Raw genomic sequence first — 24,171 nt, forward strand, 5'->3', positions numbered from 1 at the left:
GTGTGGTGGTTCATCCCAGGGTGGCCTAGAATCATTTCGCGCGGGGGGCCTTGGGGGGGGGCGGGCGGGGGGGGGGGGCGGGGGCGGGGGGCGCCCCCGCCCCCGGCGCCGACACCGGATTCGGGGGCGGGTTCGGGAGCGGGCGCCATGGGCGTATTCTCCCGCCGCCGGTCCTGTTCCGCCCGCCCCGACGCCCGGCCCCGGGCTGCGCGGTCCTTCTTCACCCGCTCGGCCTTTCCCGGCCCGTCCGGCCTTTTCCGTCTCGTCGGGCCTTCCTCGGCCGCCTCTCTTCTTCGTCCGCCCCTTCCTCGTCCGCTCCAGCCCTTCCTCCTCCGCTCAGTCGCCCTTCTCCTTCTTCGTCCCCGCCCGGTCCTCCTTCGCCAGGAAGCGGCCGACGAGCAGGGCGCCCGCCAGGACCAGGGCGGAGTTCACGAGGACGGCGGTGGAGACGCCGGAGAGCACCGTCTCCGGGCCGGTCGCACCCCCCGTCCGGGCGGTGACGACCGCGCTCATCACCGGGATGCCGAGGGCGATGCCGACCTGCTGGGTCATGGTCGCCAACCCGGTGGCCCGCCCCTGTTCCTCGTCCGCCAGGCCCGAGGTGGCCGTGACCATGAAGCCGACGATCATCAGCATGTTGCCCACCCCGCCGACGAAGGTGGCGGCCAGCAGCAGCCAGATCCACGCGCCGGACGTGCCGAGGGCCACCAGCGCGAGGGTGGCGCCGGCCTGGACGGACCCGCCCAGCACGATGGCGCGGCGGTTGCCGAACCGGCCCACCGCCCGGCCGCCGAGCACCCCGCCGACGACCGTGCCGACGCCCAGGACGCCGAAGGCGAGACCGGTGGCCAGCGCGGAGTAGCCGAGGACCTCCTGGAGGTACAGGGTGAGCAGGAACACCAGCGAGGTCTCGGTGACGAAGGCGACCAGCCCGGCGGCGTTGCCCCAGACCACACTCCGCCGCTTGAGGATGTGGACCGGGACGAGCGGGGCGGCGGCGCGCCGCTCGATGGAGACGAACGCGGCCAGCAGCACGGCCCCGGCGGCGAGGGCGCCGAGGGTGGCGGGGGCGGTCCAGCCCGTCTCGGCGGCCCGGCTGAGTCCGAGGACGAGCAGCAGCAGCCCGCCGGTGACGGTGACCGCGCCGGGCACGTCCAGCCGGGGCCGCCGGTCCGGCCGGGAGTCGGTGATCGCGGACGGAGCGAGGACCACCACCAGGGCCGCGACCGGTACGTTGACGAGGAAGGCCCAGCGCCAGGAGAGCAGGTCCGTCAGGAGGCCGCCGAGGATCGCCCCGGCGGTGAAGCCGGCCGACATCAGGGCCCCGTTGAGCCCGAGCGCGCGTTCCCGCAGCGGCCCCTCCCTGAACGCGGTCGTCAGCAGCGCGAGCCCGGCGGGGGTGACGGCCGCGGTGGCCAGGCCCTGGAGCACGCGGGCGGTGAGCAGGACCTCGGGGGTGGTGGCGAGGCCGCCGAGCGCGGAGGAGAGGCCGAGGACGGCCATGCCCCCGATGAACAGGTTCTTGCGGCCGACGAGATCGGCGACACGTCCGAAGAGGAGGGTGAATCCGGCCGCGGCGAGCGCGAAGGACGTGGCGATCCACTGCAGGTGGGCGAGGGAGAAACCGAGCCCTTCCCCGACGACGGGCAGCGCCACGTTCAGGATCGAGAAGTCCACCGCGATCATGAACTGGGAGCCGAGCAGCAGGGCCAGCACGAGCTTCTGGCGGCCGGTCATGCGGGAGGCGGGGGCGGGGCGCGGACCGGCCGCCGCCCGTCCGGTGGGAGCGGGGCCGGTGTCGGCGGCGGTGCCGGGAGCGGTACGGGATGCGGGCATGGCGAGGACGCCTTCCTGGGCAGGGGACTCGTTAACGGTTCCGTGGTTCCGTTAAGGTGGTGTCACCGTAACAGGGGTAGTGGAGTTAATGGAACTGGAGACCCGTTATGACTTCTGAAGGTTCGGACGCGGACGGCCTGGAGCCCGGGACGGTGCGCCCCGGCGGCCGTACCGCCCGCGTGCGGGAGGCGGTGCTGCGCGCGGCCGGGGACGCGCTGGCCGAGCACGGATTCGACGGACTCGACCTGGCCGACGTCGCCCGGCGGGCCGAGGTCGGCAAGACGACCGTCTACCGGCGCTGGTCCCATCCCGCCGGGCTGGTGGCCGACCTGCTCTCGGACATGGCGGAGCAGTCGGCGCCGCGCGCCGACACCGGGTCGATCGCCGAGGACCTCCGGGCCAATGCCCGCCTCGTGGTGAGCACGCTCACCGACGCCCGGCAGGGGGCCCTCTTCGCGGCCGTGATCGCCGCCGCCACCTGCGACCGGCGGACCGCCGAGGCGCTGCACCGCTTCTACGCGGTGCGGATCGGCGAGTGGTCGGGCTGCGTGGAGGCGGCGGTCGAGCGCGGGGAGCTGCCGGCGGGCACGGACCCGGGCGAGGTCGTCGCGGCGGTGTCGGCGCCCCTCTACTACCGGCTGCTCGCCAGTGGCGCCCCGCTGGACGAGGCGGCGGCCGACCGCGCCGCCGCCGCCGCGGTCGCCGCGGCGCGGGCGGGAGTGTTCGTGCGGTGAGGGGCCGGGGTCTCCCTGAGCCGCCGGGCCCTCCACGCCGCCGAGGCATCCCTGCCACGCCGGGGACTCCGTGCGGCGAGGGGGCGACGGAGCCGGGGCGGCGACCGGCTTCATGGTCCCCGGTGGGGCGTCGATAAAGTGCTGGAATGATATTCGGTAAAGCCGGGTTCGGGGGTGCCGTCGCCGACTTCGAGTCCGCGGTGACGGCGCAGGACGCCAAGCGGTTCCGCAAGGCGTTCGGCCGGTTGCAGGAGACCTTCGGCCAGGCCCGGGAGCCGGAGCTGCTGGACGGCGGGCCGCGGCTCGCCGCCGTGCTGGAGCAGGCGCCTCCCGGCCCCCGTGCCGTCGTCGCCGTCCTCGTCGGGGCGTGCGTCGAGCGCGGTGCCGACCCCGGGCGCTGCGCCCCGGGCGTCCTGGCCGGTCTGCGGTGGGCCCTGGAGCAGGCCGCCGCCTTCGCGGGGGCGTGGGCCGCGACCGGTGGCGGAACCTTCCCCGTGCCGGACGACGGGGGCCCGGACGCGGAAGTCGTCGAGCGGACGGGGCTCGATCCGGCGCTCGGGTGGTGGACGCTCCGCTCGTGGGAGTCGGCGGCCGTCGCCCTGCTGAACGACCGCGCGGTACGCGACGGGGTCGCCGACCGGAGGGGGCTGCTGCGGCTGCTCGCCACCGCGGCGGAGGCGTCCGGCCAGGAGTTCACCTCCCTCGCCTACGCCCTCATGGTGCTGGACGACGAACCGCTCGTCGTCCTCCACCGGGCGAGCGGCACCGGCTACCTGCTGCGGCTGTCCGGCGTCGGGGACAACTTCCAGCTGCACACCCTGCTCGCCGACGCGCTCATCGGCGGCGGCCATGTGGAGGGCCGCGCCCCCGCGCCCCAGGAGGCGGCCGTCTGCCGGGAGACCCCCGGACAGGCGGCGGCCGAGGGCTCCTTCGACCTGACGGCCCCGACCGGTGAGCCGATCGGGAACGAGGGCGCGCCCGCCGGCATCCCGGTGGTCGACGGCGTCCGGCTGCTGGTCCTGGACGAGCCGTCCTGCCGACGGTCCTGGCCCGCGGGCCGGTTCTTCCCCGGTATGCGCGGCGACGTCCTGCTGGAACGCACCCTCGACCCGGAGGAGACGGAGCGCTGGTACGCCTGTGTCTCCCCGGCCGCCTCCTCGGCCAGGGAGCCCGTCGGGGCCGAGGGCGCCACCGGCTGACCCGGCCCCCGGCGGGCGGCCCGGCCCGGGGGCCGGAGCGTGCGGAGGGGCAGCGCGACGACGACACCGGGCGCGCGGGCCGGGTGACGTCGCGCGTCCCCGAACCGCGCCCCGGCCGTTTCCGGCGGTCCGCCCCGGCCGCCCGGGTACCTCAGCCGATCCGGGCGCCCGTGCCGCTGACCCGGACGCGGGGGTCGTCCGCCCGCAGTTCCACGGTGAGCGTGCCGGGGCGGCCCATGTCCGCTCCCTGGTGCAGCGTCAGCACCGACGCCTCCGCCACGAGCCCCAGCTCCCGGGCGTACGCGCCGAACGCGGCGGCCGCCGCGCCCGTCGCCGGGTCCTCGACGACCCCGCCCACCGGGAACGGGTCGCGGACGTGGAAGACCTCGGGGCCCTCGCGCCACACCAGTTGCAGGGTGGTCAGCTCCAGTCGGTGCATCAGCGCTTCGAGACGAGCGAAGTCGTACTCCAGGTCGGCCAGCCGCTCCCGCGTGGCGGCGGCCAGCACCAGGTGCCGGGCCCCCGCGTAGGCGATCCTGGGCGGCAGGGCCGGGTCGAGGTCGGCGGCCGGCCAGTCCAGGGCGGCCAGCGCCTCCGCCAGGTCGGCCTCGGCGACCTCCTCGACGTGCGGGGCCACACTGGTGAGGGTGGCGCGGAGCCGGCCTTCCTCCCGGACGACGGTGACCGGCACCGGCCCCGCCGCCGTGGCGAACTCCAGCTCCCCCGGACCGTCCCGCTCCGCGAGGGCCAGCGCCGCGGCCACCGTGGCGTGGCCGCAGAAGGGGACCTCGGCCTTCGGGCTGAAGTAGCGGATCGGGTACGCGCCCCCGCCGACCCGCTCCGTCAGGAACGCCGACTCGCTGTAGCCCAGCTCCGCCGCGACGGCGAGCATCCGCTCCTCGTCCAGCCCGGCGGCGTCCAGGACGACGCCGGCGGGGTTCCCGCCCGCGGGGTCGGCGGAGAAGGCGGTGTAACGCAGGACCTCGGGCCCGGGATCAGATGTCATGCAGCTCTCCAACCGCCCCGCCCCGCCCGCCATTCCCGGCCGCCCGCCCCGCTCCCGGCACGCATTCCACCCCCGGCACGCACCCCGCGGCACCACCGGCGGCCCGGCACGGGCCCCGCCCCCGCCTCGGCCCCCGGCCTACGACCCGTCCGGCGCGTCATGTGCCCGACACCGCGTCAGTGGCAGTTCTTGGCACCCTTGTTGGCCTTGGTGGACTTCCCCCAGGAGCAGGAGTCCTGGAGCTTCCCGTTCGGCTTGATCAGCCGGGCCTTGTCGCCGGTGTTGTTCCAGACGTACGAGCCCCGGTTCCAGTGCACGGTGCCCGAGACGTTCTTGCCCTTGCCGGTGCGCAGCTTGACCGTCTTGCCCGCGCCGATGGTGTAGCTGCCGAAGGTGTAGGTGTAGCCCGTGTTGTCCTTCACCTTGTAGCCCTTGAGCTGGACCTTCTTCTTGCCGTTGTTGTGGATGTTCACCCACTCGGCGTTCAGGGACTTCTTCGACCGGTCGTCCTTGCCGGGCCCGTCGTACTGGACGGCGCCGAAGTGCAGCCCTCCCTGGTGGGCGGCGGCCGTGGCCGGAGCCGCCGTGGCGAGGAGCGAGCCGGTCAGGGCGGTGGCGGCGGCCAGGGCGAGCGGCGCGGCCGTACGTATGCGCATGCGGTGTTCCTTCTGTGTCGTTCCGGTGAAGGCGTAAACAGGATGCGATCATACGGTCAGCGCGCGCTTGCTCGGCCGAGAGTGGAGAAATCCGCAAAACCGGCCACTGGGCGACCAGTTCGCGCACCTTCACGCACCTTTCAATCGAAAGTGATCGCGCCGGAGACGGCCGCGGCCGAGCCCGGCGCGTCCGGACTCAGCCGCGTCCGACGTACGGCATGTTCGTCGCCATCACCGTGGCGAACTGGACGTTCGCCTCCAACGGGAGCTCCGCCATGTGCACCACCGTCCGCGCCACGTCCGCCGCCGCCATCACCGGTTCCGCCATCAGCTCCCCGTTGGCCTGGAGGATCCCGCTCCGCATCCGCTCGGTCATCTCCGTCGCCGCGTTGCCCACGTCGATCTGGCCGCAGGCGATCCGGTACGGGCGGCCGTCCAGCGACAGCGACTTGGTCAGCCCCGTGATCGCGTGCTTGGTCGCGGTGTACGCGATCGAGTGCGGCCGGGGCGCGTGGGCGGAGACCGATCCGTTGTTGATGATCCGGCCGCCCTGCGGGTCCTGCTCCTTCATCAGCCGGTACGCCGCCTGCGCGCACAGGAACGCCCCCGTCAGGTTCACGTCCACCACCGCCCGCCAGTCCGCCACGGCGAGCTCCTCCAGCGGCACACCGCCGGGGCCGAACGTGCCCGCGTTGTTGAACAGCAGGTCCACCCGCCCGAACCGCTCCCGTACGGCGGCGAAGAGCGCGTCCACCCGGGCGGCCTCCGCCACGTCCGCGGTGACGCACAGCGTCTCGGCGTCCCCGGCGCCGGCCGCCGTCTCCGCCAGCGGCTCGGCCCGCCGGCCCGCGAGCGCGAGCGACCAGCCCGCGCCCGCCAGGGCGAGCGCGACGGCCCGGCCGATCCCCGACCCCGCCCCCGTGACGACAGCGACCTTCCGGCCCGGTCCGCCGGTCCGCTCCGTCCGCTCCGTCCGTTCGGTCTGCTCGGTCTGCTCGGTCTGCTCCTCGTTCATGGCCCGGCAGCGTACGGGACAGGCCGGTGGGCGGCGCACGCGGTGCTCATCGACCCGCCATGCGGATGTTGTGCACGCGACAACGGTGCGTCGTCACGTGCGACTGCCATGGATGCCGACAGCATCCGGTCTGAGGAGGGGCACATGCCAGCAGCACAGACCATCATGACGCCCGATCAGGACAGACGGGCCACCGAACTCCGCGCCGCCGCACGGCTGCTCGAACCCGGGGTGGGACGCAGACACTTCCTGACCACCACCGGGGCCGCCGCCGCGCTCGCCTTCGCGGTGAACCTGCCCGCCGCGGGCACCGCGAGCGCCGCCGAACTCGACGCCCGCCGCATCGCCGAGGACCCGTTCACCCTCGGCGTCGCCTCCGGCGACCCGCACCCGTCGTCGGTCCTGATCTGGACCCGGCTCGCCCCCCGCCCCTTGGAGCCGGGCGGCGGGCTGCCGCCCAGCCGGGTCGAGGTGCGGTGGGAGGTGGCCCGCGACGAGCGCTTCCGCCGGATCGAACAACGCGGGACGGCCACCGCCCACCCCGAGTTCGCCCACAGCGTCCGCGCGGAGGTCAAGGGCCTCGACTCCGGCCGGATCTACTACTACCGCTTCCGCACCGGCGACTGGACCAGCCCGGCCGGCCGCACCCGCACCGCCCCGGCCGCCGGAGCCCGCCCCGGCTCCCTCGCCCTGGCCGCCGTCTCCTGCCAGGCGTACCACGACGGCTACTTCACCGCCTACCGCCACCTCGCCACCGAGGACGTCGACGCCGTCTTCCACCTCGGCGACTACCTCTACGAGTACGCCGTCAACGCCACCGGCGGGGCCCGCAACTACACCGACCGCCGGCTCCCCGCGCACTTCAACCGCGAGACCGTCACGGTGGAGGACTACCGGCTGCGGTACGCCCTCTACAAGACCGACCCGGACCTGATCGCCGCGCACGCCGCCCACCCCTTCGTCGTCACCTGGGACGACCACGAGACCGAGAACAACTACGCGGGCGACACCCCCGAGAACGACGTACCGCCCGAGGAGTTCCTGCTCCGCCGGGCCGCCGCGTACCGCGCGTACTGGGAGAACCAGCCCCTGCGCACCCCGCAGCGCCCCACCGGCCCCGACATGCGGCTCTACCGCCGCCTGACGTTCGGCCGGCTCGCCCAGTTCGACATCCTCGACACCCGCCAGTACCGCAGCGACCAGGCGTACGGCGACGGCTGGCGCACCCCCGGCCCCGAGTCCGAGGACCCCGCGCGCACCATGACCGGGGCCGCCCAGGAGCGCTGGCTGATCGACGGCTGGCGGGAATCGGACGCCACCTGGAACGTCGTCCCGCAGCAGGTCGCCTTCGCCCGGCGGCGCGACGTGCCCACCGACGCCTTCAAGCTCTCCATGGACTCCTGGGACGGCTACCCCGCCTCCCGGCAGCGGGTGCTCGCCGGGGCCGAGGCCGCCGGGGTGGAGAACCTCATGGTCCTCACCGGCGACGTCCACGTCTCCTACGCCTTCGACCTCAAGAAGGACTTCGACGACCCCGCGTCGCGCACGGTCGGCACCGAGATCGTCACCACCTCGATCGCCAGCGGCAAGGACGGCGCGGACCGCCCCGCCAACTGGGAGAACCAGACCCGCGCCAACCCGCACCTCAAGCACTACAACGGGCGGCGCGGCTACGCGCTGATCACCCTCGGGGAGAAGGAGGCCCGCGCCGACTTCCGCACGGTCGCGGCCGTCACCACCCCCGGCGCACCCGTCACCACCGCCGCCTCGTTCACCACCGAGGCCGGGAACCCGGGGCTCACCCCCGCGTGACCGAGCGGGTTCAGCGGTCCGCCGGATAGCGGACGCCGATGCGGTCCCGTACCGCGTCGAGCGTCCGCATCACCGCCAGCGACCCCTCCAGCGGCACGAGCGGGGACTCCGGCTCGCCCGCCCGCACCGCGCGCGCCACCTCGGCCGCCTCGTACTGCATGCCCGACAGCCCCCGCGGGCCCGGCCCGGAGGTGATCGTCTCCGGCTCCGCACCCGCCCGCCGCAACACGGCGTGGTCCGGGTGGAAGAAGTCGCGCGGCAGGTCGATCCGCCCGGCCGTCCCGATCACGGTGGCCGCCGTCGGATGGTGGCCGACGATCGAACAGGACAGCAGCGCCGTCGCCCCGGAGTCCCAGCCGAGCAGCATCCCCGTGTTCAGGTCCACCCCCTCCGGCGACAGCAGCGCGTGGGCCGCCACCCGGTCCGGCTCGCCCAGCAGCAGATGGGCGAACGACACCGGGTACACCCCGAGGTCCAGCAGCGCCCCGCCGCCCAGGTCCGGATCGCGCAGCCGGTGGCCGGGGGCGAAGTCGCCCGCGAAACCGAAGTCCGCCTGCACGGTCCGGACCTCGCCGATCGCCCCGTCCCGGACCAGCTCCGCCACCCGGCGCACCACCGGGTTGAGATAGGTCCACATGGCCTCCATCAGGAACAGGCCCCGCTCGCGGGCCAGCGCCACCAGCTCCTCCGCCTCCCGGCTGTTGAGCGTGAACGCCTTCTCGCACAGCACGTGCTTCCCGGCCCGCAGCGCGAGCGAGACCGCCGCGTGGTGCGCCGAGTGCGGGGTGGCCACGTACACGACGTCCACCGCCTCGTCCGCGACCAGCTCCGCCCAGCTCCCGTACGCCCGCCCGATCCCGTGCCGCTCCGCGAAGGCCCGCGCCGACGCCTCCGTGCGCGACGCCACCGCCACCACCTCGGCGTCCGGCAGCCGCTGGACGTCCGCCGTGAACGTCGCGGCTATGCCGCCGGTCGCCAGCACGCCCCAGCGCACCGTCCCACCCGTGCCCGTGCCCGTGCCCGTGTCCGTGCCCGCCGCTCCAGCCATGTCCGCCACCCCAGCCCGCCCCGAAAAGGTATCGACCACTCCGGCCGAGCTGAGAGCATAGATGCGGATTCAACGATGTGGAGATGAGAATGCCGGAGAGCGGCGGCAGCCGGGCCCAGCGAGCGCACATACCCCCTTCCGGGAACGGTCCCGGGACCGACGACGCACCGGTCGTCCCGCACGGCGACGCGGGCGCGCTCTCCGTCGACCCGGCGGCCCCGCAGGTCACCGCCCCGGCCGGGCTGCCCGAACCGGCTGACCTTCCCGGCGCGGCAGGCCCCGGAGGCGGGGCGGCGAAGGCCGCCCGCCGCACCGGGCTCCTGGTCACCCTGGTCCTCGGCGGCCTCACCGCCCTGCCGCCGCTCTCGATGGACATGTACCTCCCGGCGCTCCCGGCGGTCACCGACTCCCTGAGCGCCCCCGCCGCCACCGTCCAGCTCACGCTGACCGCGTGCCTGGCCGGTATGGCGCTCGGCCAGCTCGTCGTCGGACCGATGAGCGACCGCTGGGGCCGTCGCACCCCCCTGCTGCTCGGCATGGTCGTCTACGTCCTCGCCACCGCGATCTGCGCCCTGGCCCCCACCGCCGGACTCCTCATCGGCTTCCGCCTCCTCCAGGGGCTCGCGGGCGCGGCCGGCATCGTGATCGCACGGGCCGTGGTGCGCGACCTGTACGAGGGCGTGGAGATGGCCCGGTTCTTCTCCACCCTCATGCTGATCTCGGGCGTCGCCCCGATCGTCGCGCCGCTGATCGGCGGACAGGTCCTGCGGATCACCGACTGGCGGGGCATCTTCGTCGTGCTGACCGTCGTCGGCATCGTGCTCACCCTCGTCGTGTGGAAGTGGCTGCACGAGACGCTGCCGCCCGCCGACCGCCACACCGGCGGGGTCGCCGACGCCCTGCGCACCATGCGCGGGCTGCTCTCCGACCGGGTCTTCACCGGCTACATGGTGGCGGGCGGACTCGCTTTCGCCGTCCTGTTCGCGTACATCTCCGCCTCCCCGTTCGTCGTGCAGGAGATCTACGGGGCCTCGCCGCAGACGTTCAGCCTGCTCTTCGGGCTCAACTCGATCGGCCTGATCGTCGTCGGGCAGGTCAACGGCAAGCTCCTCGTCGGCCGGATCAGCCTCGACAAGGTGCTCGGCTTCGGCCTCGCCGTGATCGTGCTGGCCGCCGTCGCCCTGCTGCTCATGACCCTCGGCGTCTTCGGCGAGGTCGGTCTCGTCCCGGTCGCGGCCGGCCTCTTCGTGCTGATGTCGGCGATGGGCCTCGCGATGCCGAACACCAACGCCCAGGCGCTGATGCGGACCAAGCACGCGGCGGGCTCCGCCTCCGCGCTGCTCGGCACGTCCTCGTTCCTCATCGGGGCCGTCGCCTCCCCGCTGGTCGGGATCGCGGGGGAGGACACGGCCGTCCCGATGGCCGTGGTCCAGGTGGTCTGCGCGCTGGCTGCGGTGGGCTGCTTCCTGCTCCTGTGCCGCCCCTGGCAGCGCGCGGGCCGGGAGGCCGACGCCCTCTGAGACGCGGCCCGCGGCGGCCCGCCCCCCGGGGGGGAGCCGACGGGGCCCGGCCGCCGGAGGTCAGCCCGCGCGCGGGTAGCCGATCAGATGCGCGCGGTCCTGCCGGTCGGTCCAGCGGAACACCCCGACCCCGGTCGTCTCCGTGCCCGGCAGCCGCGCGTTGCGCGACAGCCGCTCGGTGCTCCAGGTGGCGAAGTCCATCACGACCGGGATGCCGCCGCCCGCCAGCGCCTCCGAGGCGTCGCGCGCGTTCTCGGCGCCGTACGCGAGGCCGTCGTCCGTCACCGTAGCCAGCGTCAGGTGCGCGGCGCCCTCCTCGTCCTCGAAGCAGCGGCCCTGCTTCGCCTCCAGGTCGAAGGCCAGGTTCCCGGCGATCAGGTAGGCGCCCGAGGGGGAGAGGACGGCCTGCGGATAGCGTCCCGGCTTTATGGCCGGCTTGTGGCACTCCACCGAGGTGAGCACCTCGCCGCTGGCCGCGTCGTGCACCGCCCACAGCTCGTGGGTCGCCGCCCGCTTGGTCCTCTTCGCGGGCGCCCACTTCGCCAGCACCTGACCCGGGGTCGCCGACGTCACCACACCGCTGCCCCGGTCGGCCCCCTTCGGCGCCACGTTCCGGCTGAACCAGCCGTCGCTCACCCAGAACTCCCGGGCCCCGCCCAGCAGCAGCCCGTCGGGGGTCTGCCCGTGCACCTCGGTGAGCTGCTTGCAGGCCGTACAGCCCTTGGGGTACTTCAGCTTGTCGGCGGGCAGTTCGGACACCTCGCCCGTGACCGGGTCCACCAGGGTGCTGTTCGCCTTCCCGTCGCTGATCACGATGTCCGGGCCGGTCGTGTGGACGTCCGGGGCGCCGGACCACGGCACCTCGACGCGCTGCCGGTTCCCGTTCGTCACGTCGTACAGGTCGAGCGCGATGAAGGTGCTCGACGGCGACAGGCCGTCGCCGACCTTCCCGTACGACCAGGTGACGAAGTACTGCCGGTCGCCCTTGGCCACCGCGGCCAGTTTGGGGTAGTGCGAGGGGTCCGGCTGGGTCCACGCCCTGCCCCGCCACCCCAGCTCGCCGGTGGCGGTGTCGACGGTGCGCAGCCGGTAGCGGCCGTCCTTCGAGCGCTCCAGATAGGCCAGCAGCCCCGCGGTGTGGGAGACCGCCACGTCGGGGGAGGCGCCGATGATCTCCCAGCCCCGGTCCGTCGCGTACTGCGGCGGCACGGTCAGCCGGGTCACCGGCCCGGCGCCCGGCGGTTCCACGGGCTCAGCCGTCCCGGTCGCCGCGCCGTTCTTCCCCTCGCCCCCGGGGTCGCCGCCGCAGGTGGCCAGCAGCAGGAGCAGGGCGAGGAAGACCACCCCGCCGACCAGCGTCAGCCGCACGATCTTCTGCCTCATGGCTCCCCTGCCGGACCCTGGTGACCTGGTGCCGTCCACGCGCGGGCCAGCGTAGCAACAGGCCCGTGAAGGCGTGGAGTTCACCGGAACACCGTTCCCCACCGGTTACGTGGGGACGGGGTGCGGGCGCCCGCACCGGGACCGCGCCGCCGCCGCGCGCACCGGTGGGCCCGCCCGGAGCCCGCGCAGCGGAATGCCGCCCACGGGCCCCGGCCGCCTACAATTCGGCGGTGAACGCCACCCTCCCCACCGCCCACTCCCTGCGCGCGGCGCTGGCCGGTCTGCTCGACGGCCTGCCGCCCAAGCAGGCCGCGCAGGCCGTCGACCGGCTGATCGCCAGCTACCGCGGGGAGACCCCGACGGACGCCCCGATCCTCCGGGACCGCTCCGACGTCGTCGCGTACGCCGCGTACCGGATGCCCGCCACCTTCGAAGCCGTACGGTCCGCCCTGGACGCCCTCGTCGGGGCCGCGCCCGACTGGACGCCCGCCACCCACACCGACGTCGGCGGCGGCACGGGGGCGGCGAGCTGGGCGGTGGCCGGGGCCTGGGAGGGGCCGGCCACCACCGTCCTGGACTGGGCGGAACCGGCCCTCGCCCTCGGCCGCGAACTGGCCGAGGCGTCCGGGGCCCCCGGTCTCCGCGACGCCCGCTGGGAGCGGGCCCGGATCGGCGCGGCGCTGGAGCTGGAGCCGGTGGACCTGGTCACCGTCAGCTACGTCCTCAAGGAGCTGACCGCCGCCGCCCGGGCCGGACTGGTCGACGCGGCGGCGGCGGCCGGGCAGGCCGTGGTGGTCGTGGAACCGGGCACCCCCGACGGGTACGCCCGGATCATCGAGGCCCGCGACCGGCTGATCGCCGCAGGGCTGCGGATCGCGGCCCCCTGCCCGCACAGCGGCGCCTGCCCTATCGCCCCCGGGGCCGACTGGTGCCACTTCTCGGCCCGGGTCAGCCGCTCCTCGCTGCACCGGCAGGTCAAGGGCGGCTCGCTCAGCCACGAGGACGAGAAGTTCAGCTACGTCGTCGCCACCCGCTTCCCCACCGCCCCCGCGACCGCCCGGACCATCCGCAGGCCGCAGATCCGCAAGGGCCAGGTGCTGCTGGAACTGTGCACCCGGGAGGAGGGGCTGGCCCGCGCCACGGTCACCAAGCGCCACGGCGCGCTGTACCGGGCGGCCAGGGACGCCGCCTGGGGCGACCCCTGGCCGCCGGCGGACGGCGACGGCGGATCCTAGCGCCTGCCGCCTGCCGCCTGCCGCCTGCCGCCTGCCGCCTGCCGCCTGCCGCCTGCCGCCTGCCGGGCGGCGAGGGCGGACCGCCGGAGCGCCCCGGCACCCGGTCAGACCCGCAGCTCCTGCGTACAGCACTTCACGCTGCCGCCGCCCTTGAGCAGTTCGCCCAGGTCCATCGGGATCGGCTCGAAACCCCGGTCCCGCAGCGGGTCCAGCAGCCCCGTCGCCCCCTGCGGCAGCAGCACGTGCCGACCGTCGCTGACCGAGTTGAGGCCGAACGCCGCCGCGTCCGCCTCGCGGGCGAGCAGCGCGTCCGGGAACAGCCGCCGCAGCACCGCCCGGCTGCCGGGGGAGAAGGCGTCCGGGTAGTACATGATCTCGTCGGCCGCCGCGTCCAGCACGCACAGCGCGGTGTCCAGGTGGTAGTAGCGCGGGTCCACCAGGTCGAGCCCGACGACCGGCAGCCCGAAGAACTCCTGGGCCTCCGCGTGCGAGAGCGGACTGGACCGGAAGCCGCGCCCGGCCAGCAGGTACGAGGCGGTGACGGCGAAGTCGCCCTCCCCCTCGTTGACGTGCTCCGGTTCATGGATCTCGGTGAAGCCGTGCTCCCGGAACCAGTCCCGGTGCGCCCCGGCCTCGGCGTACCGCTCCCGGTACGCGAACAGCGCTCCGAGCACCCGGCCGCCGATCACCGTGGCCCCGTTGGCGGCGAAGACCATGTCGGGCAGGTCGGGGCGGGGGTCGAGCAGGTCGACGGTGTGGCCGAGGGCGCGGTAGCGGTCGCGCAGGTCCTCCCACTGGGTCTGGGCCAGCGGCAGGTCGACGGGTTTGGACGGGTCCATCCACGGGTTGATGGAGTAGGTGACCCGGAAGTGCGCCGGGGCGCACATCAGGTAGCGACGAGGGGTGGCGTCACGGTTCAACTCGGGCTCCTCGCGATCGGCGGCGGTGGCCGCGGAACGGTGGGATGCGCACGGCCTGTGCGTCAGCCCATGGTGGGCCCTGCGCCGCGGATCCGCAGTGAACCGATCAGGTGGTTTACCGGTGGTGAGCTCCGTGCGATGATCCGCCGCGGCGCGCGGAGGACGGAGGTCGCCGCGACCCCCCTTCGGCAAGACGATACGTATCGGCTTGTCGGGCGTAGGCTGGGGGGCATGCCCCCCACCAAGGCGCCCGACTCCAGCCGCCGCAGCGACCGTTCCCGCCGTGCGATTCACGACGCCGCCCTCGCCCTCGTCGCGGAGGTGGGGTACCGGCGTACGACGATCGAGGGTATCGCCGCCCGCGCGGGGGTCGGCAAGCAGACCATCTACCGCTGGTGGCCCTCCAAGGCCGCCGTGCTGATGGACGCCTTCCTGGACCTGGCGGGCCGCACCGCCGAGGAGGCCGGGGCGGGGTCCGGCGCCGGCGAGGAGCCCTCCGGCGCCGCCCGGTCCGACGGCGCCGCCCGGCCGGGCGAGGGCGCCCCGGGCCTCCCCGACACCGGTGACCTGGCCGCCGACCTCAAGGCCGTCCTGCGGGCCACCGTGGACGAGCTGAACGACCCGGTGCTGGACGCCGTCACCCGCGCGCTGACCGCCGAGGGGATCGTGGACGCGAAGGTCGGCGACGAGTTCGTCCGCAAGCTGCTCGACCCGCAGCTCGCGTTGTACGTCACACGGCTGCGGGCCGCCCAGGAGGCCGGGCACGTACGCGCCGACGTCGATCCCCGGATCGCCCTGGAACTGCTCGTCGGCCCGCTGATGCACCGCTGGCTGCTCCGGACCCTGCCGCTCACCCACGCGTACGCCGACGCGGTCGTCGACTGCGCGGTCGGCGGGCTCGCCCCCCGCCCCTGACGGCCGAACAATCGGCTTATCCGGTATGTGGCGACATCGGGCGTGATGGTGCTCACTCGGCGCAGTGGTACACGGCCCCGCTGGTGAACTCTGGCCACCCGAACCGCAGGATGGTGCGACCATGGAGAGGCAACGCTGAGGTGAACTGCTGAGGTGAGGGGATAGATGGGCGCCGATTCCGGCCGTTTCCGCGGCACAGAGAGCAGGATCTCCCAGTGGCTGCGGCGACGTCCCAAACCATCGGGGGCCGAGGCCGACGAGACGGCCAGAGTGGCGCTGCTCCTGGCGGTCGCCGACGCGGGCATGCCCATCGCCCCCGCCGCCCACCCCCTCGGCTACCGATGTTCGTGCGAGCGCATCGGCTGTCCCACCCCCGCCCGCCATCCCGTCTCCTTCGCCTGGCAGACGCAGTCGACCACCGACCGCGCCCAGATCGAGCGCTGGGCCGCCGGCCAGCCGCTGGCCAACTTCATCACCGCGACCGGCATGGTCCACGACGTGCTGGACGTCCCGCTCACCGCCGGCCGGGAGGCCCTGGAGCGACTTCTCGAGGCGGGCGTCGACGTCGGCCCGGTCGCCCAGTCCGGCGAGGACCGGATGCTCTTCTTCACCGCCACGCGCGGCACCCCCGAGGACGAGGACGAGTGGTGGCCCTGTGAGCTGGACTGCCATCCCGAGACCATGGACGCCCACCCGGGCCTGCGCTGGCACTGCCGGGGGAGCTACGTCCTGCTGCCCCCGGCCCGGCTCCCCGGGGAGCTGGACGTGCGCTGGGTCCGCGGCCCGGAGCACGAGCTGCCCGACCCGCTGACCCTCCTGGAGACGCTCACCGACGCCTGCGCGCGGTACGCGGACAGCGCCGAGCAGAGCGACCTGGACCACGACGCGGTGGCCTGGCCGCTGAGCCGGTAGGCCGTTGACACGTGAGCCGTGCGGCGGTGGGCCGGGAGGCTCCGCCGGGTGAGCTGTGCGGGGCGGGGCGGGTCGGCAGGCCGCCGACGTGTGAGCCGCGGTCCCGCACCCGGCCCGGCGCGCTCCTACTCGCCCTTCGCCGCGACCAGACCCGGCAGCCGGTTCAGCATCCTCACCTTGCCGCCGCCGCCCGCGTCCGAGCCGGAACCGGCCCCCTCGGCGCGCGGCGGCACGTGCACCACCTGGCCGGAGATCCGCTCCTTGGTCAGGCTGCTGTTCACCTCGCCGCTGAGCAGCGCCTTCGTGTCCGCGTTCACCTCCGGGCGCAGACCCTTCGCCGCCGTCTGCCGTTCGAAGTGCCTGCTGCTGAAGAAGACCAGCGCCCCGCCGTCCTCGGTGCGCAGCCCGAGCGGTGCGAACGCCGCGTTTGTCAACGGCTGGTCGACGTACTGGTAGGTGAACCCCGGCCTTCTGGTGGTACGTCGCGTCTCGCGCCACCCCGTGGTCGACGCGGAGGGGGCGAACACGTCGGGAGAGCCGTTCTGCAGGAAACCGGTGTACGAGGAGCTCAGCTCCGCGGGCGCCACCGCCAGCGTGTCGTCCCGCGGTTCCACCGGCGAGGCGAGGCCGTCCTCGTCCAGGGCGAACTCCGGTACCTGCGACGGCGGGAGGACCGCGAGGTACGCCGCCTTCCACAGCGCGTCGGGGCCCGACCGTACGAACACCAGCAGCCAGCGGGTGTCCAGCTTCCCGCCTTCCTCGTCCCGGTTGGAGTCGGTGTCGGCGAGGAACCAGCGCGGCCAGCCCGCCTTCTTGGGGACGACGTAGGTCGCGTCGTCCAGCACCAGGGGCCGATGCCGCTTGTTGCCGTCGGGGTTGTACGTCCGCCGCGCCTTCAGCCCGGCCTGGTTGATCGCGCCGAGCGAACCCGTCACCCGGTCCGCGTCCAGCGCCGGATCGAACGCCTGGTCCGCCGCGTTGTAGGCGTCGGTGAAGTCCTTGAGGGCCCGCGCCGCCTCGGACTTCTTCGCGCCGGGCAGCACTTCCAGCTCCCCGTGCACCGTCACACAGCCGCTCGCCGTCACGCACAGCACCGTCGCCGTCGCGATCCCCGCCGCCAGCCGGCCCAGCCCAGGGTGTCTCGTCATCCGTTGCTTCTGCGCCTTCTGCATCCGTCGCCCGCACTGACCGTCGAAACCCTACCGGGCGGCGAACGGCGGGCGGGCGGGGACCGGATACGCCGTCCCCGCCGCGGCCCGCCCCGCGGGCCGGGGCCGGACCGGACCCGACAGCCGCAGCGCCCCCCGCCCGGCAGTGCTTGAATGCCCCCGTGAACGACTACGACGTACCCCCGGGCATCGACGTCCTGCGGGTGTTCTGCGGACCCGACGGCCGGCACGGCAACGCCCTGGGCGTCGTACGCGACGGGCGCGGCCACCCCGACGAGGCGTCCCGGCAGCGGTTGGCCCGGCGACTCGGCTTCAGCGAGACCGTGTTCGTCGACGACCCGGAACGCGGACGGGTGGACATCCACGCCCCGGGGCTGCGGCTGCCGTTCGCCGGGCATCCGCTGGTGGGGGCGGCCTGGCTGCTCGACCTGGAGGTCCTGGAGCTGGCGGTCGGGGACGTGTTCGCGCGCCAGGACGGCGAGTTCACCTGGATCACGGCCCGCCCCGAGTGGGCCCCTCCCCGCACACTCCAGCGGTACGCGAGCGCCGCCGAGGTGGAGGCGCTGCCGGGGCCGCCGCCCGGCGAGGGGTGGCTCTACGCCTGGGCCTGGGAGGACGAGGCGGCCGGCCGGGTGCGTGCACGGGCCTTCCCGAGGCGCGGGGAGGGGTCCGGGACCGTCGAGGACGAGGCGACGGGCGCGGCGGCCCTCCTGCTCAGCGCCCGCCTCGGCCGGGCCCTGAACATCACGCAGGGCCGCGGCTCCCAGATCCTCACCGCGCCAGCGCCGGACGGCGCGGTGGAGGTCGGGGGCCGCGTCCTGATGGCGGTCCGGGGCTGAACCCCGGTCGGCCGGAAGGCGGGCGGCCCCACCGGAAGGCCCCGGCGGAGCCGCCTCGCGTCCGTCAGCCGGTCACGCGCCGAGCGGGAAGGCCGCGCCCAACGCGTGGAAGACCGCGGTGTTCAGCGCGAAGGCCCGCCTGCACTCCTCGACGATCCGCTGCTTCTCCAGGTCGTCCGCGTCCACCGCGTCCAGCAGCTCCCGGTAACCCCGCTTGAAGGCCGCCGGGTTGGCGATCCGCTCGAAGACGTAGAACCGGACGCCGTCGCCCTTGCGCTCGAACCCCCAGGTCTTCTCCGCCTTGTCGCGGATGATCTGACCGCCCGACAGGTCGCCCAGGTAGCGCGTGTAGTGGTGGGCGACGTAACCGGCGGGCCAGGTGCGCGCGCACTCCGCGACCCGGGCCGCGTACGCCGCGGTGGCGGGCAGCGGTTCGAGGCCCTCGCGCCAGGCGGCTCCGCGCAGATGCGCGAGGTCGCGCTCCAGTTCGGCGGAGCGCATCAGCTCGGCCCGTATGAACGGGCCGGCGACCGGATCCCCGCGCAGGGCCTCCGCGCCCTCCTCCAGCGCCCGGTACACGAACCACAGCTGCTCGGTGTAGCGCGTGTACGCGTCCACCCCCAGCCGCCCGCCGAGCAGGTCGCTCATGAAGGTCGAGGTCTCGGCCTCGGTGTGCTGCTCGTGCGACGCGGTGCGGATCAGCGTCGAGAAGGGGGTGGCGGTGGCGGTTGCGTCCAAGGCGGGCCTCCGGGGACCGAGGGGGACGGGACGTCCGGAAAGGGACGGAGATGCCGGCAGGCGACCACCGCGGCGGTGCGGCGGCGCGTGCCGGTACGCCGATCCTCCTTCTTAGGTTTACCTAAGTCAACCGGTTGCCGACCGCTTGTCGGTAAACCTGGGCGCGGAGGGCGCGGAGGGCGCCGTTCTGTGGGTGCGGGGCGGTCTACGGGAGGGTGAGGATCTCCGCCCCGGTCTCCGTGACCACCAGCGTGTGCTCGAACTGGGCCGTCCGCTTCCGGTCCTTCGTCACCACGGTCCAGCCGTCCTCCCACATCTCGTACTCGTGGGTGCCCAGCGTCAGCATCGGCTCGATGGTGAACGTCATGCCGGGCTGCATCACGGTGGTGGCGTGCGGGCTGTCGTAGTGCGGGATGATCAGGCCGGAGTGGAACGAGGTGTTGATGCCGTGGCCGGTGAAGTCGCGGACCACCCCGTAGCCGAACCGTTTCGCGTACGACTCGATGACCCGGCCGATCACGTTGATCTGCCGCCCCGGCCTGACCGCCTTGATGGCCCGGTTCAGCGACTCCCGGGTGCGCTCGACCAGGAGCCGGGACTCCTCGTCCACGTCGCCGCAGAGGTAGGTGGCGTTGTTGTCGCCGTGCACCCCGTCGATGTACGCGGTGACGTCCAGGTTCACGATGTCGCCGTCGCGCAGCACGGTGGAGTCGGGGATGCCGTGGCAGATGACCTCGTTGACCGAGGTGCACAGCGACTTCGGGAAGCCCCGGTAGCCGAGGGTGGAGGGGTACGCGTGGTGGTCGAGCATGAATTCATGGGCGACCCGGTCGAGCTCGTCCGTGGTGACGCCCGGGGCGATGTGCTTGGCGGCCTCCTCCATCGCCTGCGCGGCGATACGGCCCGCGACGCGCATCCGCTCCACGGTTTCGGCGTCCTGGACCTCCGGGCCGGTGTACGGCGTCGGAGCCGGCTTCCCCACGTACTCGGGGCGCCGGATTTTTCCGGGTACGGAACGGACGGGAGTGATCTCCCCTGGTACGAGAAGCGACTGGCCAGACATGTCAGCGAGTCTAACCAGCGGCCTCGGGGCACCATGGCGATAAGGAAAGGAGCCGTCGATGGCCTTGTTCAAGAAGCGCACGGTGGGCAAACCGGGCGAGTGGTACTACTGCCTGGAGCACAAGAAGGTCGAGGAAGGCCCGGAATGCCCGGCGCAGAACCGATTCGGCCCCTACCCCTCCCGCGCGGCGGCCCAGCACGCGATGGAGACGGCGCGCGACCGGAACCTGGAGTGGGACACCGACCCCAAGTGGCACGACGACGACAAGGGGCCCTCCCGGCCGTCCGACGGCTGAGGCCCCCTCCCCGCGGGGCCCGTGCGGCCCCTCTCCCGCGGGGCCTGTGCGGCCCCTCTCCCCGCGGGGCCCGGGCGGGGGAGGACCGGCGCGTCCGGCGCCCGCCCGGCGGGGTGCGGGCCCCGCGCGGGGCGCCGCGGCCCCGGGCCGCCCGACCCGTGCGGTCACGCCTCGGGCCGGGCCGCCCGCCTGCGCACGGCGTCCTCGTCCGTCTCGGAGTCGTACCGCACCAGCTTCGGCAGCGCCGCCGTCAGCAGCGCCACCGACGCCACGCACGCCACCCCGCCCGTCCAGATCGCCGACCGGGTTCCCGTCCAGCCGGCCATCGCCCCGGCCCGCACCTGGCCCAGCTGCGGCCCGACGCTGTACGACAGCACCTCGATGCCCGCCAGGCGGCCCCGCAGCTCCTCCGGGATCGTCTGGTTCCAGATGGTGGAGCGGCCCAGCCCGCTCAACATGTCGCCCGCACCCGCCACCGCCAGGCAGAGCAGCACCACCCACACGCTGGAGAACCAGCCCGCCGCGGCGATCGCCAGCCCCCACGCCGCCGCGCCGAACACCACGAACAGCCCGTGCCGCCGCACCCGGCTCGTCCAGCCGCTGGTCAGCCCCAGCGCCAGCGAGCCGACCGACCCCGCCGCGTACATCAGGCCCAGCGACCACTCCGCGTCCAGGTCGTCCGCCAGGAAGGGGAAGATCGTGTTGGGGAAGGCGAAGAACATCGCGGCCAGGTCGATCGCGTACGTCCCCAGCAGCACCGGGCGGCTCCAGGCGTACCGCGCCCCCTCCACGATCCCGCGCAGCGACGGCTTCTGCGCCCCGCCGGCCGGCGGGGCGGGGGAGAGCCGCAGGCAGAGCACGACGGAGACGGCGAACGTGCACACCGTCACCCCGTACGCCGTGCCGTGACCCGCGTACGCCACCACCAGCCCGGCCAGCGCCGGGCCCGCGATGGCCCCGATCTGCCAGCGCAGCGAGTTCAGCGCGGCCGCCGCCGTCTGCTGGGCGTGCGGCACGATCCGGGCCATCAGGGAGTCCAGCGCGGGCCGCTGGAGCCCGGCCAGCGCGGACACCCCGCCGGCCACCACGTACAGCGGCCACAGCAGCGGCTCGGGCAGCAACGAGTTCACCAGCAGGATCGCGGCGAGCACCCCGAGCCCCGCCTCGGTGAGCAGGATGACCCGGCGGCGGTCGGCCGAGTCCGCGAGCGCGCCCCCGTACAGCCCGAACACCACCAGCGGGATCAGCTCCACCGCGCCCATCGCCCCGACCGCGAGCGGGGAGCCGGTGAGGTCCTTGATCTGGAGCGGCAGCGCGATGAGCGCCATGAAGCTGCCGAAGTACGTGATGAGGCCCTGGACCCACAGCAGCCGGAAGTCCGCCGAGGAACGCCACGGCGCGAGGTCCGGGAGCAGGGCGCGGATCCTGCCCGGCCGCGGCGGGGCGGGGGCGGGCGGGGGCGAGGAGGGGCCGGGCGGCGGAGGTGCTGTGGTCACGAGGGGTCATCATCCGTACAACGGGGCGCCCCGGGCAACCGGGTATCCCCCGCGGGCCCGACCGGCCGGTCCGGCGCGTCCGGCAGTGCCGTCCCGCCCCGGCCCCCTTCCGGCTCCCTCATGCGAACGGGCGACCGCACGGGGAGCGGCGCCCGGGGCCGGGGGCGGCGTCCCGGGCGCTACCTGGCAGTAGGGTCGGGCCATGACTACACAGGACAACGGCAACGCGCCCAAGCCCCCCGCCAAGGACCCCTGGGACCTGCCCGACGTCTCCGGCCTGAGCGTCGGCGTGCTCGGCGGGACCGGACCGCAGGGGCGCGGCCTCGCCTACCGGCTCGCCCGCGCCGGGCAGAAGGTGACGCTCGGCTCCCGGGACGCGGCCCGCGCCGAGCAGGCCGCCGCCGAGCTGGGCTTCGGCATCGAGGGCGCGGACAACGCCGCGTGCGCCCGGCGCAGCGACATCGTGATCGTCGCCGTGCCGTGGGAGGGCCACGCGGCGACGCTGGACTCCCTGCGCGAGGAGCTGGCGGGCAAGCTCGTCATCGACTGCGTCAACCCGCTCGGCTTCGACAAGAAGGGCGCCTACGCCCTCAAGCCGGAGGAGGGCAGCGCCGCCGAGCAGGCCGCCGCCCTCCTTCCGGACTCCCGGGTCACCGCCGCCTTCCACCACCTCTCGGCCGTGCTGCTCCAGGACGAGGCCATCGAGGAGATCGACACCGACGTGCTGGTCCTGGGCGAGGCGCGGGCCGACACCGACCTCGTGCAGGCGCTGGCGAGCCGCATCCCCGGGATGCGGGGCGTCTTCGCGGGCCGGCTCCGCAACGCCCACCAGGTCGAGTCGCTGGTCGCCAACCTGATCTCGGTCAACCGCCGCTACAAGGCCCATGCCGGGCTGCGCGCCACCGACGTCTGACGCCCGCGCCGTCGTCGTCCGGCGTCCGCGCCACCGACGCCTGACGTCCGCGCCGTCGTCGTCCGGGGCCCGCGCCGCCGTCGTCCGGCGGCCGGTCGCGCGCCGCGCGGGAGGGTCCGGATGCTCCCCGGGGCGGGGCACATCGGGGCATGGGGGACACTGGAGGGGACCGCGACCGTTCCCCCCAGGGAGCGCGACCCGTTCCGACAGGAGTCGACCCCCATGCCCCGCATCGCCCTCTACGCCCTCGTCGTCTGCGTCCTCGCCGTCGTGGCGGCCGTGGTCTCCTTCGCCCAGGGCAGCCTGCTCGGGATCGTCTGGGTGCTCATCGCGGGGCTCTCGTCGAACATGACCTGGTTCTACGTCCGCAGGCACCGGCTGACCACCGACGCCGCCACCGCCCCGGACGCGGCCTGACCCTCCGGCCCCCTCCTGGCCTTCAGGATCCCGGGCGGCCCCGGTTCCGGCGGGGCCTTTCCGCCCTGGCTGCCGCCGCCGTTCCGGAACGCGCCCGGCCGCACGGGTCAGCCCACCGCGCAGCCCGGGTCCTGCTCGTCGAAGAAGCCCCGCCAGAAGCGGTACAGGTCGTAGCCGCAGTACCGCTGGAACTCCTCGACGCCCAACCCCCGCAGCAGGGCGTGGACCGCGTCGAAGAACGCGGTGTTCACCTCGGCAACCCACAGGAGCGCGAACACCGCGATCAGCCCGAACGGGGCGAACGGCTCCACCCGGCGGCGGATCCGGTACGAGAGCCAGGGCTCGATCACCCCGTACCCGTCAAGGCCAGGGATCGGCAGGAAGTTCAGGATCGCCGCCGTCACCTGGAGCATCGCCAGGAACGCCAGCGCGTACGAGAAGGCGCGCGGCACCCCGTCGAGCGCGCCCAGCCAGAACGGGGCCGTGCACACCACCGCGAACACGACGTTGGTCAGCGGGCCCGCCGCCGAGATCAGGCTGTGCTTCCACCGGCCCCGGATACGGCCCCGCTCGATGTACACCGCGCCGCCGGGCAGCCCGATCCCGCCCATGATCACGAAGATCACCGGCAGCACGATGCTGAGCAGGGCGTGCGTGTACTTCAGCGGGTCGAGCGTCAGGTAGCCCTTCGCCCCGACCGTGAGGTCCCCGCTGTGCAGCGCGGTCCGGGCGTGCGCGTACTCGTGCAGGCAGAGCGAGACGATCCAGGCCCCGGTGACGAACAGGAAGACCGCGAAGCCGGTGGAGTCCGCGAAACCCGTCCACACCGCCCAGCCCGCGACCGCGGTGACGGCGGCGATGCCGAGGAAGACCGGGCTGATCCTCCGGTCGCTCCGGGTGGCTGTTTGGGTCATCGGCGTTCGACTCCTGGGGGACGGTAGGGGGGCGGGGCGGGTGACGGGGTGGGGCGGTACGGGCTCGGGCGATCGTACGGTCCGGCACAGCCGGAACGTCGGCGACCGCTTGTGGAGTTCCCCCCGGCCACCGCCG

23 protein-coding genes are annotated in these 24,171 nt (G+C 74.2%); 11 read left to right on the forward strand and 12 right to left on the reverse strand.

Annotation, left to right across the window (positions count from 1 at the left end):
• Nucleotides 1-336: 336 nt before the first annotated feature.
• Nucleotides 337-1,836 (reverse strand): MFS transporter, encoded by a 1,500-nt coding sequence (locus ACH4K1_RS09035; RefSeq protein ID WP_398087932.1) that lies wholly within the window; start codon nt 1,834-1,836, stop codon nt 337-339.
• A gap of 107 nt (nt 1,837-1,943) precedes the next feature.
• Here ACH4K1_RS09035 and ACH4K1_RS09040 point away from each other — a divergent pair, with 107 nt between their 5' ends.
• Both ACH4K1_RS09040 and ACH4K1_RS09045 read left to right on the forward strand, forming a co-directional pair.
• Complete coding sequence (locus ACH4K1_RS09040; protein ID WP_398087934.1) at nt 1,944-2,570, forward strand: TetR/AcrR family transcriptional regulator; 627 nt, start codon at nt 1,944-1,946, stop codon at nt 2,568-2,570.
• 146 nt (nt 2,571-2,716) lie between these two features.
• Nucleotides 2,717-3,769 carry a hypothetical protein gene (locus ACH4K1_RS09045; protein WP_398087936.1) on the forward strand — a complete coding sequence of 351 codons (1,053 nt, stop codon included), beginning with the start codon at nt 2,717-2,719 and terminating at the stop codon, nt 3,767-3,769.
• 151 nt (nt 3,770-3,920) lie between these two features.
• On the opposite strand, the gene ACH4K1_RS09050 is transcribed toward ACH4K1_RS09045, so the two are convergent.
• From ACH4K1_RS09050 to ACH4K1_RS09060, 3 genes are all read right to left on the reverse strand, one after another.
• Nucleotides 3,921-4,775, reverse strand: a complete 855-nt coding sequence (locus ACH4K1_RS09050; RefSeq protein WP_398087938.1) for a PhzF family phenazine biosynthesis protein — start codon at nt 4,773-4,775, stop codon at nt 3,921-3,923.
• Nucleotides 4,776-4,951: 176 nt separating this feature from the next.
• Nucleotides 4,952-5,431 (reverse strand): lamin tail domain-containing protein, encoded by a 480-nt coding sequence (locus ACH4K1_RS09055; protein ID WP_398087939.1) that lies wholly within the window; start codon nt 5,429-5,431, stop codon nt 4,952-4,954.
• Between the two features lie 196 nt (nt 5,432-5,627).
• Entirely contained in the window at nt 5,628-6,446 is an 819-nt protein-coding gene (locus ACH4K1_RS09060; protein WP_398087941.1) for an SDR family oxidoreductase, read from the reverse strand.
• A gap of 144 nt (nt 6,447-6,590) precedes the next feature.
• On the opposite strand from ACH4K1_RS09060, the gene ACH4K1_RS09065 reads away from it, so the two are divergent.
• Entirely contained in the window at nt 6,591-8,258 is a 1,668-nt protein-coding gene (locus ACH4K1_RS09065; RefSeq protein WP_398087942.1) for an alkaline phosphatase D family protein, read from the forward strand.
• Between the two features lie 10 nt (nt 8,259-8,268).
• Here the strand turns inward: ACH4K1_RS09065 and ACH4K1_RS09070 are convergent, their stop codons facing one another.
• A complete protein-coding gene (locus ACH4K1_RS09070) occupies nt 8,269-9,306 on the reverse strand; it encodes a Gfo/Idh/MocA family protein (protein ID WP_398087944.1) in 1,038 nt (345 codons plus the stop codon).
• Nucleotides 9,307-9,395: 89 nt separating this feature from the next.
• Between ACH4K1_RS09070 and ACH4K1_RS09075 the strand changes: the two genes are divergently transcribed.
• Nucleotides 9,396-10,826 (forward strand): multidrug effflux MFS transporter, encoded by a 1,431-nt coding sequence (locus ACH4K1_RS09075; RefSeq protein ID WP_398088401.1) that lies wholly within the window; start codon nt 9,396-9,398, stop codon nt 10,824-10,826.
• A 60-nt stretch (nt 10,827-10,886) separates the two neighbouring features.
• Here the strand turns inward: ACH4K1_RS09075 and ACH4K1_RS09080 are convergent, their stop codons facing one another.
• Nucleotides 10,887-12,209, reverse strand: coding sequence for a hypothetical protein (locus ACH4K1_RS09080; protein WP_398087945.1), 1,323 nt, complete (start codon nt 12,207-12,209; stop codon nt 10,887-10,889).
• 230 nt (nt 12,210-12,439) lie between these two features.
• Here ACH4K1_RS09080 and ACH4K1_RS09085 point away from each other — a divergent pair, with 230 nt between their 5' ends.
• A complete protein-coding gene (locus ACH4K1_RS09085; protein ID WP_398087947.1) occupies nt 12,440-13,444 on the forward strand; it encodes a small ribosomal subunit Rsm22 family protein in 1,005 nt (334 codons plus the stop codon).
• A gap of 104 nt (nt 13,445-13,548) precedes the next feature.
• Here the strand turns inward: ACH4K1_RS09085 and ddaH are convergent, their stop codons facing one another.
• Nucleotides 13,549-14,430 (reverse strand): dimethylargininase, encoded by an 882-nt coding sequence (gene ddaH / locus ACH4K1_RS09090; RefSeq protein WP_398088402.1) that lies wholly within the window; start codon nt 14,428-14,430, stop codon nt 13,549-13,551.
• Between the two features lie 165 nt (nt 14,431-14,595).
• Here ddaH and ACH4K1_RS09095 point away from each other — a divergent pair, with 165 nt between their 5' ends.
• Nucleotides 14,596-15,279 carry a TetR/AcrR family transcriptional regulator gene (locus ACH4K1_RS09095; protein WP_398087949.1) on the forward strand — a complete coding sequence of 228 codons (684 nt, stop codon included), beginning with the start codon at nt 14,596-14,598 and terminating at the stop codon, nt 15,277-15,279.
• A 165-nt stretch (nt 15,280-15,444) separates the two neighbouring features.
• Nucleotides 15,445-16,191 carry a bifunctional DNA primase/polymerase gene (locus tag ACH4K1_RS09100; protein ID WP_398087950.1) on the forward strand — a complete coding sequence of 249 codons (747 nt, stop codon included), beginning with the start codon at nt 15,445-15,447 and terminating at the stop codon, nt 16,189-16,191.
• Nucleotides 16,192-16,316: 125 nt separating this feature from the next.
• Here the strand turns inward: ACH4K1_RS09100 and ACH4K1_RS09105 are convergent, their stop codons facing one another.
• Nucleotides 16,317-17,339 (reverse strand): hypothetical protein, encoded by a 1,023-nt coding sequence (locus tag ACH4K1_RS09105; RefSeq protein WP_398087951.1) that lies wholly within the window; start codon nt 17,337-17,339, stop codon nt 16,317-16,319.
• 182 nt (nt 17,340-17,521) lie between these two features.
• Between ACH4K1_RS09105 and ACH4K1_RS09110 the strand changes: the two genes are divergently transcribed.
• On the forward strand, nt 17,522-18,199 hold the full coding sequence (locus ACH4K1_RS09110; protein ID WP_398087952.1) for a PhzF family phenazine biosynthesis protein: 678 nt from the start codon (nt 17,522-17,524) through the stop codon (nt 18,197-18,199).
• A gap of 72 nt (nt 18,200-18,271) precedes the next feature.
• Here the strand turns inward: ACH4K1_RS09110 and ACH4K1_RS09115 are convergent, their stop codons facing one another.
• Together ACH4K1_RS09115 and map are read right to left on the reverse strand one after the other, a co-directional pair.
• Nucleotides 18,272-18,937 carry a heme oxygenase (biliverdin-producing) gene (locus tag ACH4K1_RS09115; protein ID WP_398087953.1) on the reverse strand — a complete coding sequence of 222 codons (666 nt, stop codon included), beginning with the start codon at nt 18,935-18,937 and terminating at the stop codon, nt 18,272-18,274.
• Between the two features lie 205 nt (nt 18,938-19,142).
• Nucleotides 19,143-20,000, reverse strand: coding sequence for a type I methionyl aminopeptidase (gene map, locus ACH4K1_RS09120; RefSeq protein WP_228992918.1), 858 nt, complete (start codon nt 19,998-20,000; stop codon nt 19,143-19,145).
• 58 nt (nt 20,001-20,058) lie between these two features.
• Here map and ACH4K1_RS09125 point away from each other — a divergent pair, with 58 nt between their 5' ends.
• Nucleotides 20,059-20,295: a hypothetical protein gene (locus tag ACH4K1_RS09125; RefSeq protein ID WP_398087956.1), complete on the forward strand. Its 237-nt coding sequence runs from the start codon at nt 20,059-20,061 to the stop codon at nt 20,293-20,295.
• Nucleotides 20,296-20,459: 164 nt separating this feature from the next.
• Here the strand turns inward: ACH4K1_RS09125 and ACH4K1_RS09130 are convergent, their stop codons facing one another.
• Nucleotides 20,460-21,719, reverse strand: coding sequence for an MFS transporter (locus ACH4K1_RS09130; protein ID WP_398088404.1), 1,260 nt, complete (start codon nt 21,717-21,719; stop codon nt 20,460-20,462).
• Nucleotides 21,720-21,993: 274 nt separating this feature from the next.
• Here ACH4K1_RS09130 and npdG point away from each other — a divergent pair, with 274 nt between their 5' ends.
• Both npdG and ACH4K1_RS09140 read left to right on the forward strand, forming a co-directional pair.
• On the forward strand, nt 21,994-22,704 hold the full coding sequence (npdG, locus tag ACH4K1_RS09135) for an NADPH-dependent F420 reductase (protein ID WP_398087957.1): 711 nt from the start codon (nt 21,994-21,996) through the stop codon (nt 22,702-22,704).
• A gap of 222 nt (nt 22,705-22,926) precedes the next feature.
• A complete protein-coding gene (locus tag ACH4K1_RS09140) occupies nt 22,927-23,121 on the forward strand; it encodes a hypothetical protein (protein ID WP_398087958.1) in 195 nt (64 codons plus the stop codon).
• A gap of 107 nt (nt 23,122-23,228) precedes the next feature.
• On the opposite strand, the gene ACH4K1_RS09145 is transcribed toward ACH4K1_RS09140, so the two are convergent.
• Nucleotides 23,229-24,035 (reverse strand): site-2 protease family protein, encoded by an 807-nt coding sequence (locus ACH4K1_RS09145; RefSeq protein ID WP_398087960.1) that lies wholly within the window; start codon nt 24,033-24,035, stop codon nt 23,229-23,231.
• Nucleotides 24,036-24,171 lie beyond the last annotated feature (136 nt).

This window comes from Streptomyces sp. NPDC017448 (assembly GCF_044330565.1).
Classification (GTDB): Bacteria; Actinomycetota; Actinomycetes; order Streptomycetales; family Streptomycetaceae; genus Streptomyces.

Excerpts from the sequence above, each read along its gene's own strand:
- npdG (WP_398087957.1), top strand. The coding sequence starts at position 21,994 with ATGACTACACAGGACAACGGCAACGCGCCCAAGCCCCCCGCCAAGGAC.
- ACH4K1_RS09070 (WP_398087944.1), bottom strand. The coding sequence starts at position 9,306 with ATGGCTGGAGCGGCGGGCACGGACACGGGCACGGGCACGGGCACGGGT.
- ACH4K1_RS09050 (WP_398087938.1), bottom strand. The coding sequence starts at position 4,775 with ATGACATCTGATCCCGGGCCCGAGGTCCTGCGTTACACCGCCTTCTCC.
- ACH4K1_RS09055 (WP_398087939.1), bottom strand. The coding sequence starts at position 5,431 with ATGCGCATACGTACGGCCGCGCCGCTCGCCCTGGCCGCCGCCACCGCC.
- ACH4K1_RS09140 (WP_398087958.1), top strand. The coding sequence starts at position 22,927 with ATGCCCCGCATCGCCCTCTACGCCCTCGTCGTCTGCGTCCTCGCCGTC.
- ACH4K1_RS09080 (WP_398087945.1), bottom strand. The coding sequence starts at position 12,209 with ATGAGGCAGAAGATCGTGCGGCTGACGCTGGTCGGCGGGGTGGTCTTC.
- ACH4K1_RS09095 (WP_398087949.1), top strand. The coding sequence starts at position 14,596 with ATGCCCCCCACCAAGGCGCCCGACTCCAGCCGCCGCAGCGACCGTTCC.
- ACH4K1_RS09075 (WP_398088401.1), top strand. The coding sequence starts at position 9,396 with ATGCCGGAGAGCGGCGGCAGCCGGGCCCAGCGAGCGCACATACCCCCT.
- ACH4K1_RS09105 (WP_398087951.1), bottom strand. The coding sequence starts at position 17,339 with ATGACGAGACACCCTGGGCTGGGCCGGCTGGCGGCGGGGATCGCGACG.
- ACH4K1_RS09060 (WP_398087941.1), bottom strand. The coding sequence starts at position 6,446 with ATGAACGAGGAGCAGACCGAGCAGACCGAGCAGACCGAACGGACGGAG.
- ACH4K1_RS09045 (WP_398087936.1), top strand. The coding sequence starts at position 2,717 with ATGATATTCGGTAAAGCCGGGTTCGGGGGTGCCGTCGCCGACTTCGAG.
- ACH4K1_RS09035 (WP_398087932.1), bottom strand. The coding sequence starts at position 1,836 with ATGCCCGCATCCCGTACCGCTCCCGGCACCGCCGCCGACACCGGCCCC.
- ACH4K1_RS09100 (WP_398087950.1), top strand. The coding sequence starts at position 15,445 with ATGGGCGCCGATTCCGGCCGTTTCCGCGGCACAGAGAGCAGGATCTCC.
- ACH4K1_RS09125 (WP_398087956.1), top strand. The coding sequence starts at position 20,059 with ATGGCCTTGTTCAAGAAGCGCACGGTGGGCAAACCGGGCGAGTGGTAC.
- map (WP_228992918.1), bottom strand. The coding sequence starts at position 20,000 with ATGTCTGGCCAGTCGCTTCTCGTACCAGGGGAGATCACTCCCGTCCGT.
- ACH4K1_RS09065 (WP_398087942.1), top strand. The coding sequence starts at position 6,591 with ATGCCAGCAGCACAGACCATCATGACGCCCGATCAGGACAGACGGGCC.
- ACH4K1_RS09145 (WP_398087960.1), bottom strand. The coding sequence starts at position 24,035 with ATGACCCAAACAGCCACCCGGAGCGACCGGAGGATCAGCCCGGTCTTC.
- ACH4K1_RS09040 (WP_398087934.1), top strand. The coding sequence starts at position 1,944 with ATGACTTCTGAAGGTTCGGACGCGGACGGCCTGGAGCCCGGGACGGTG.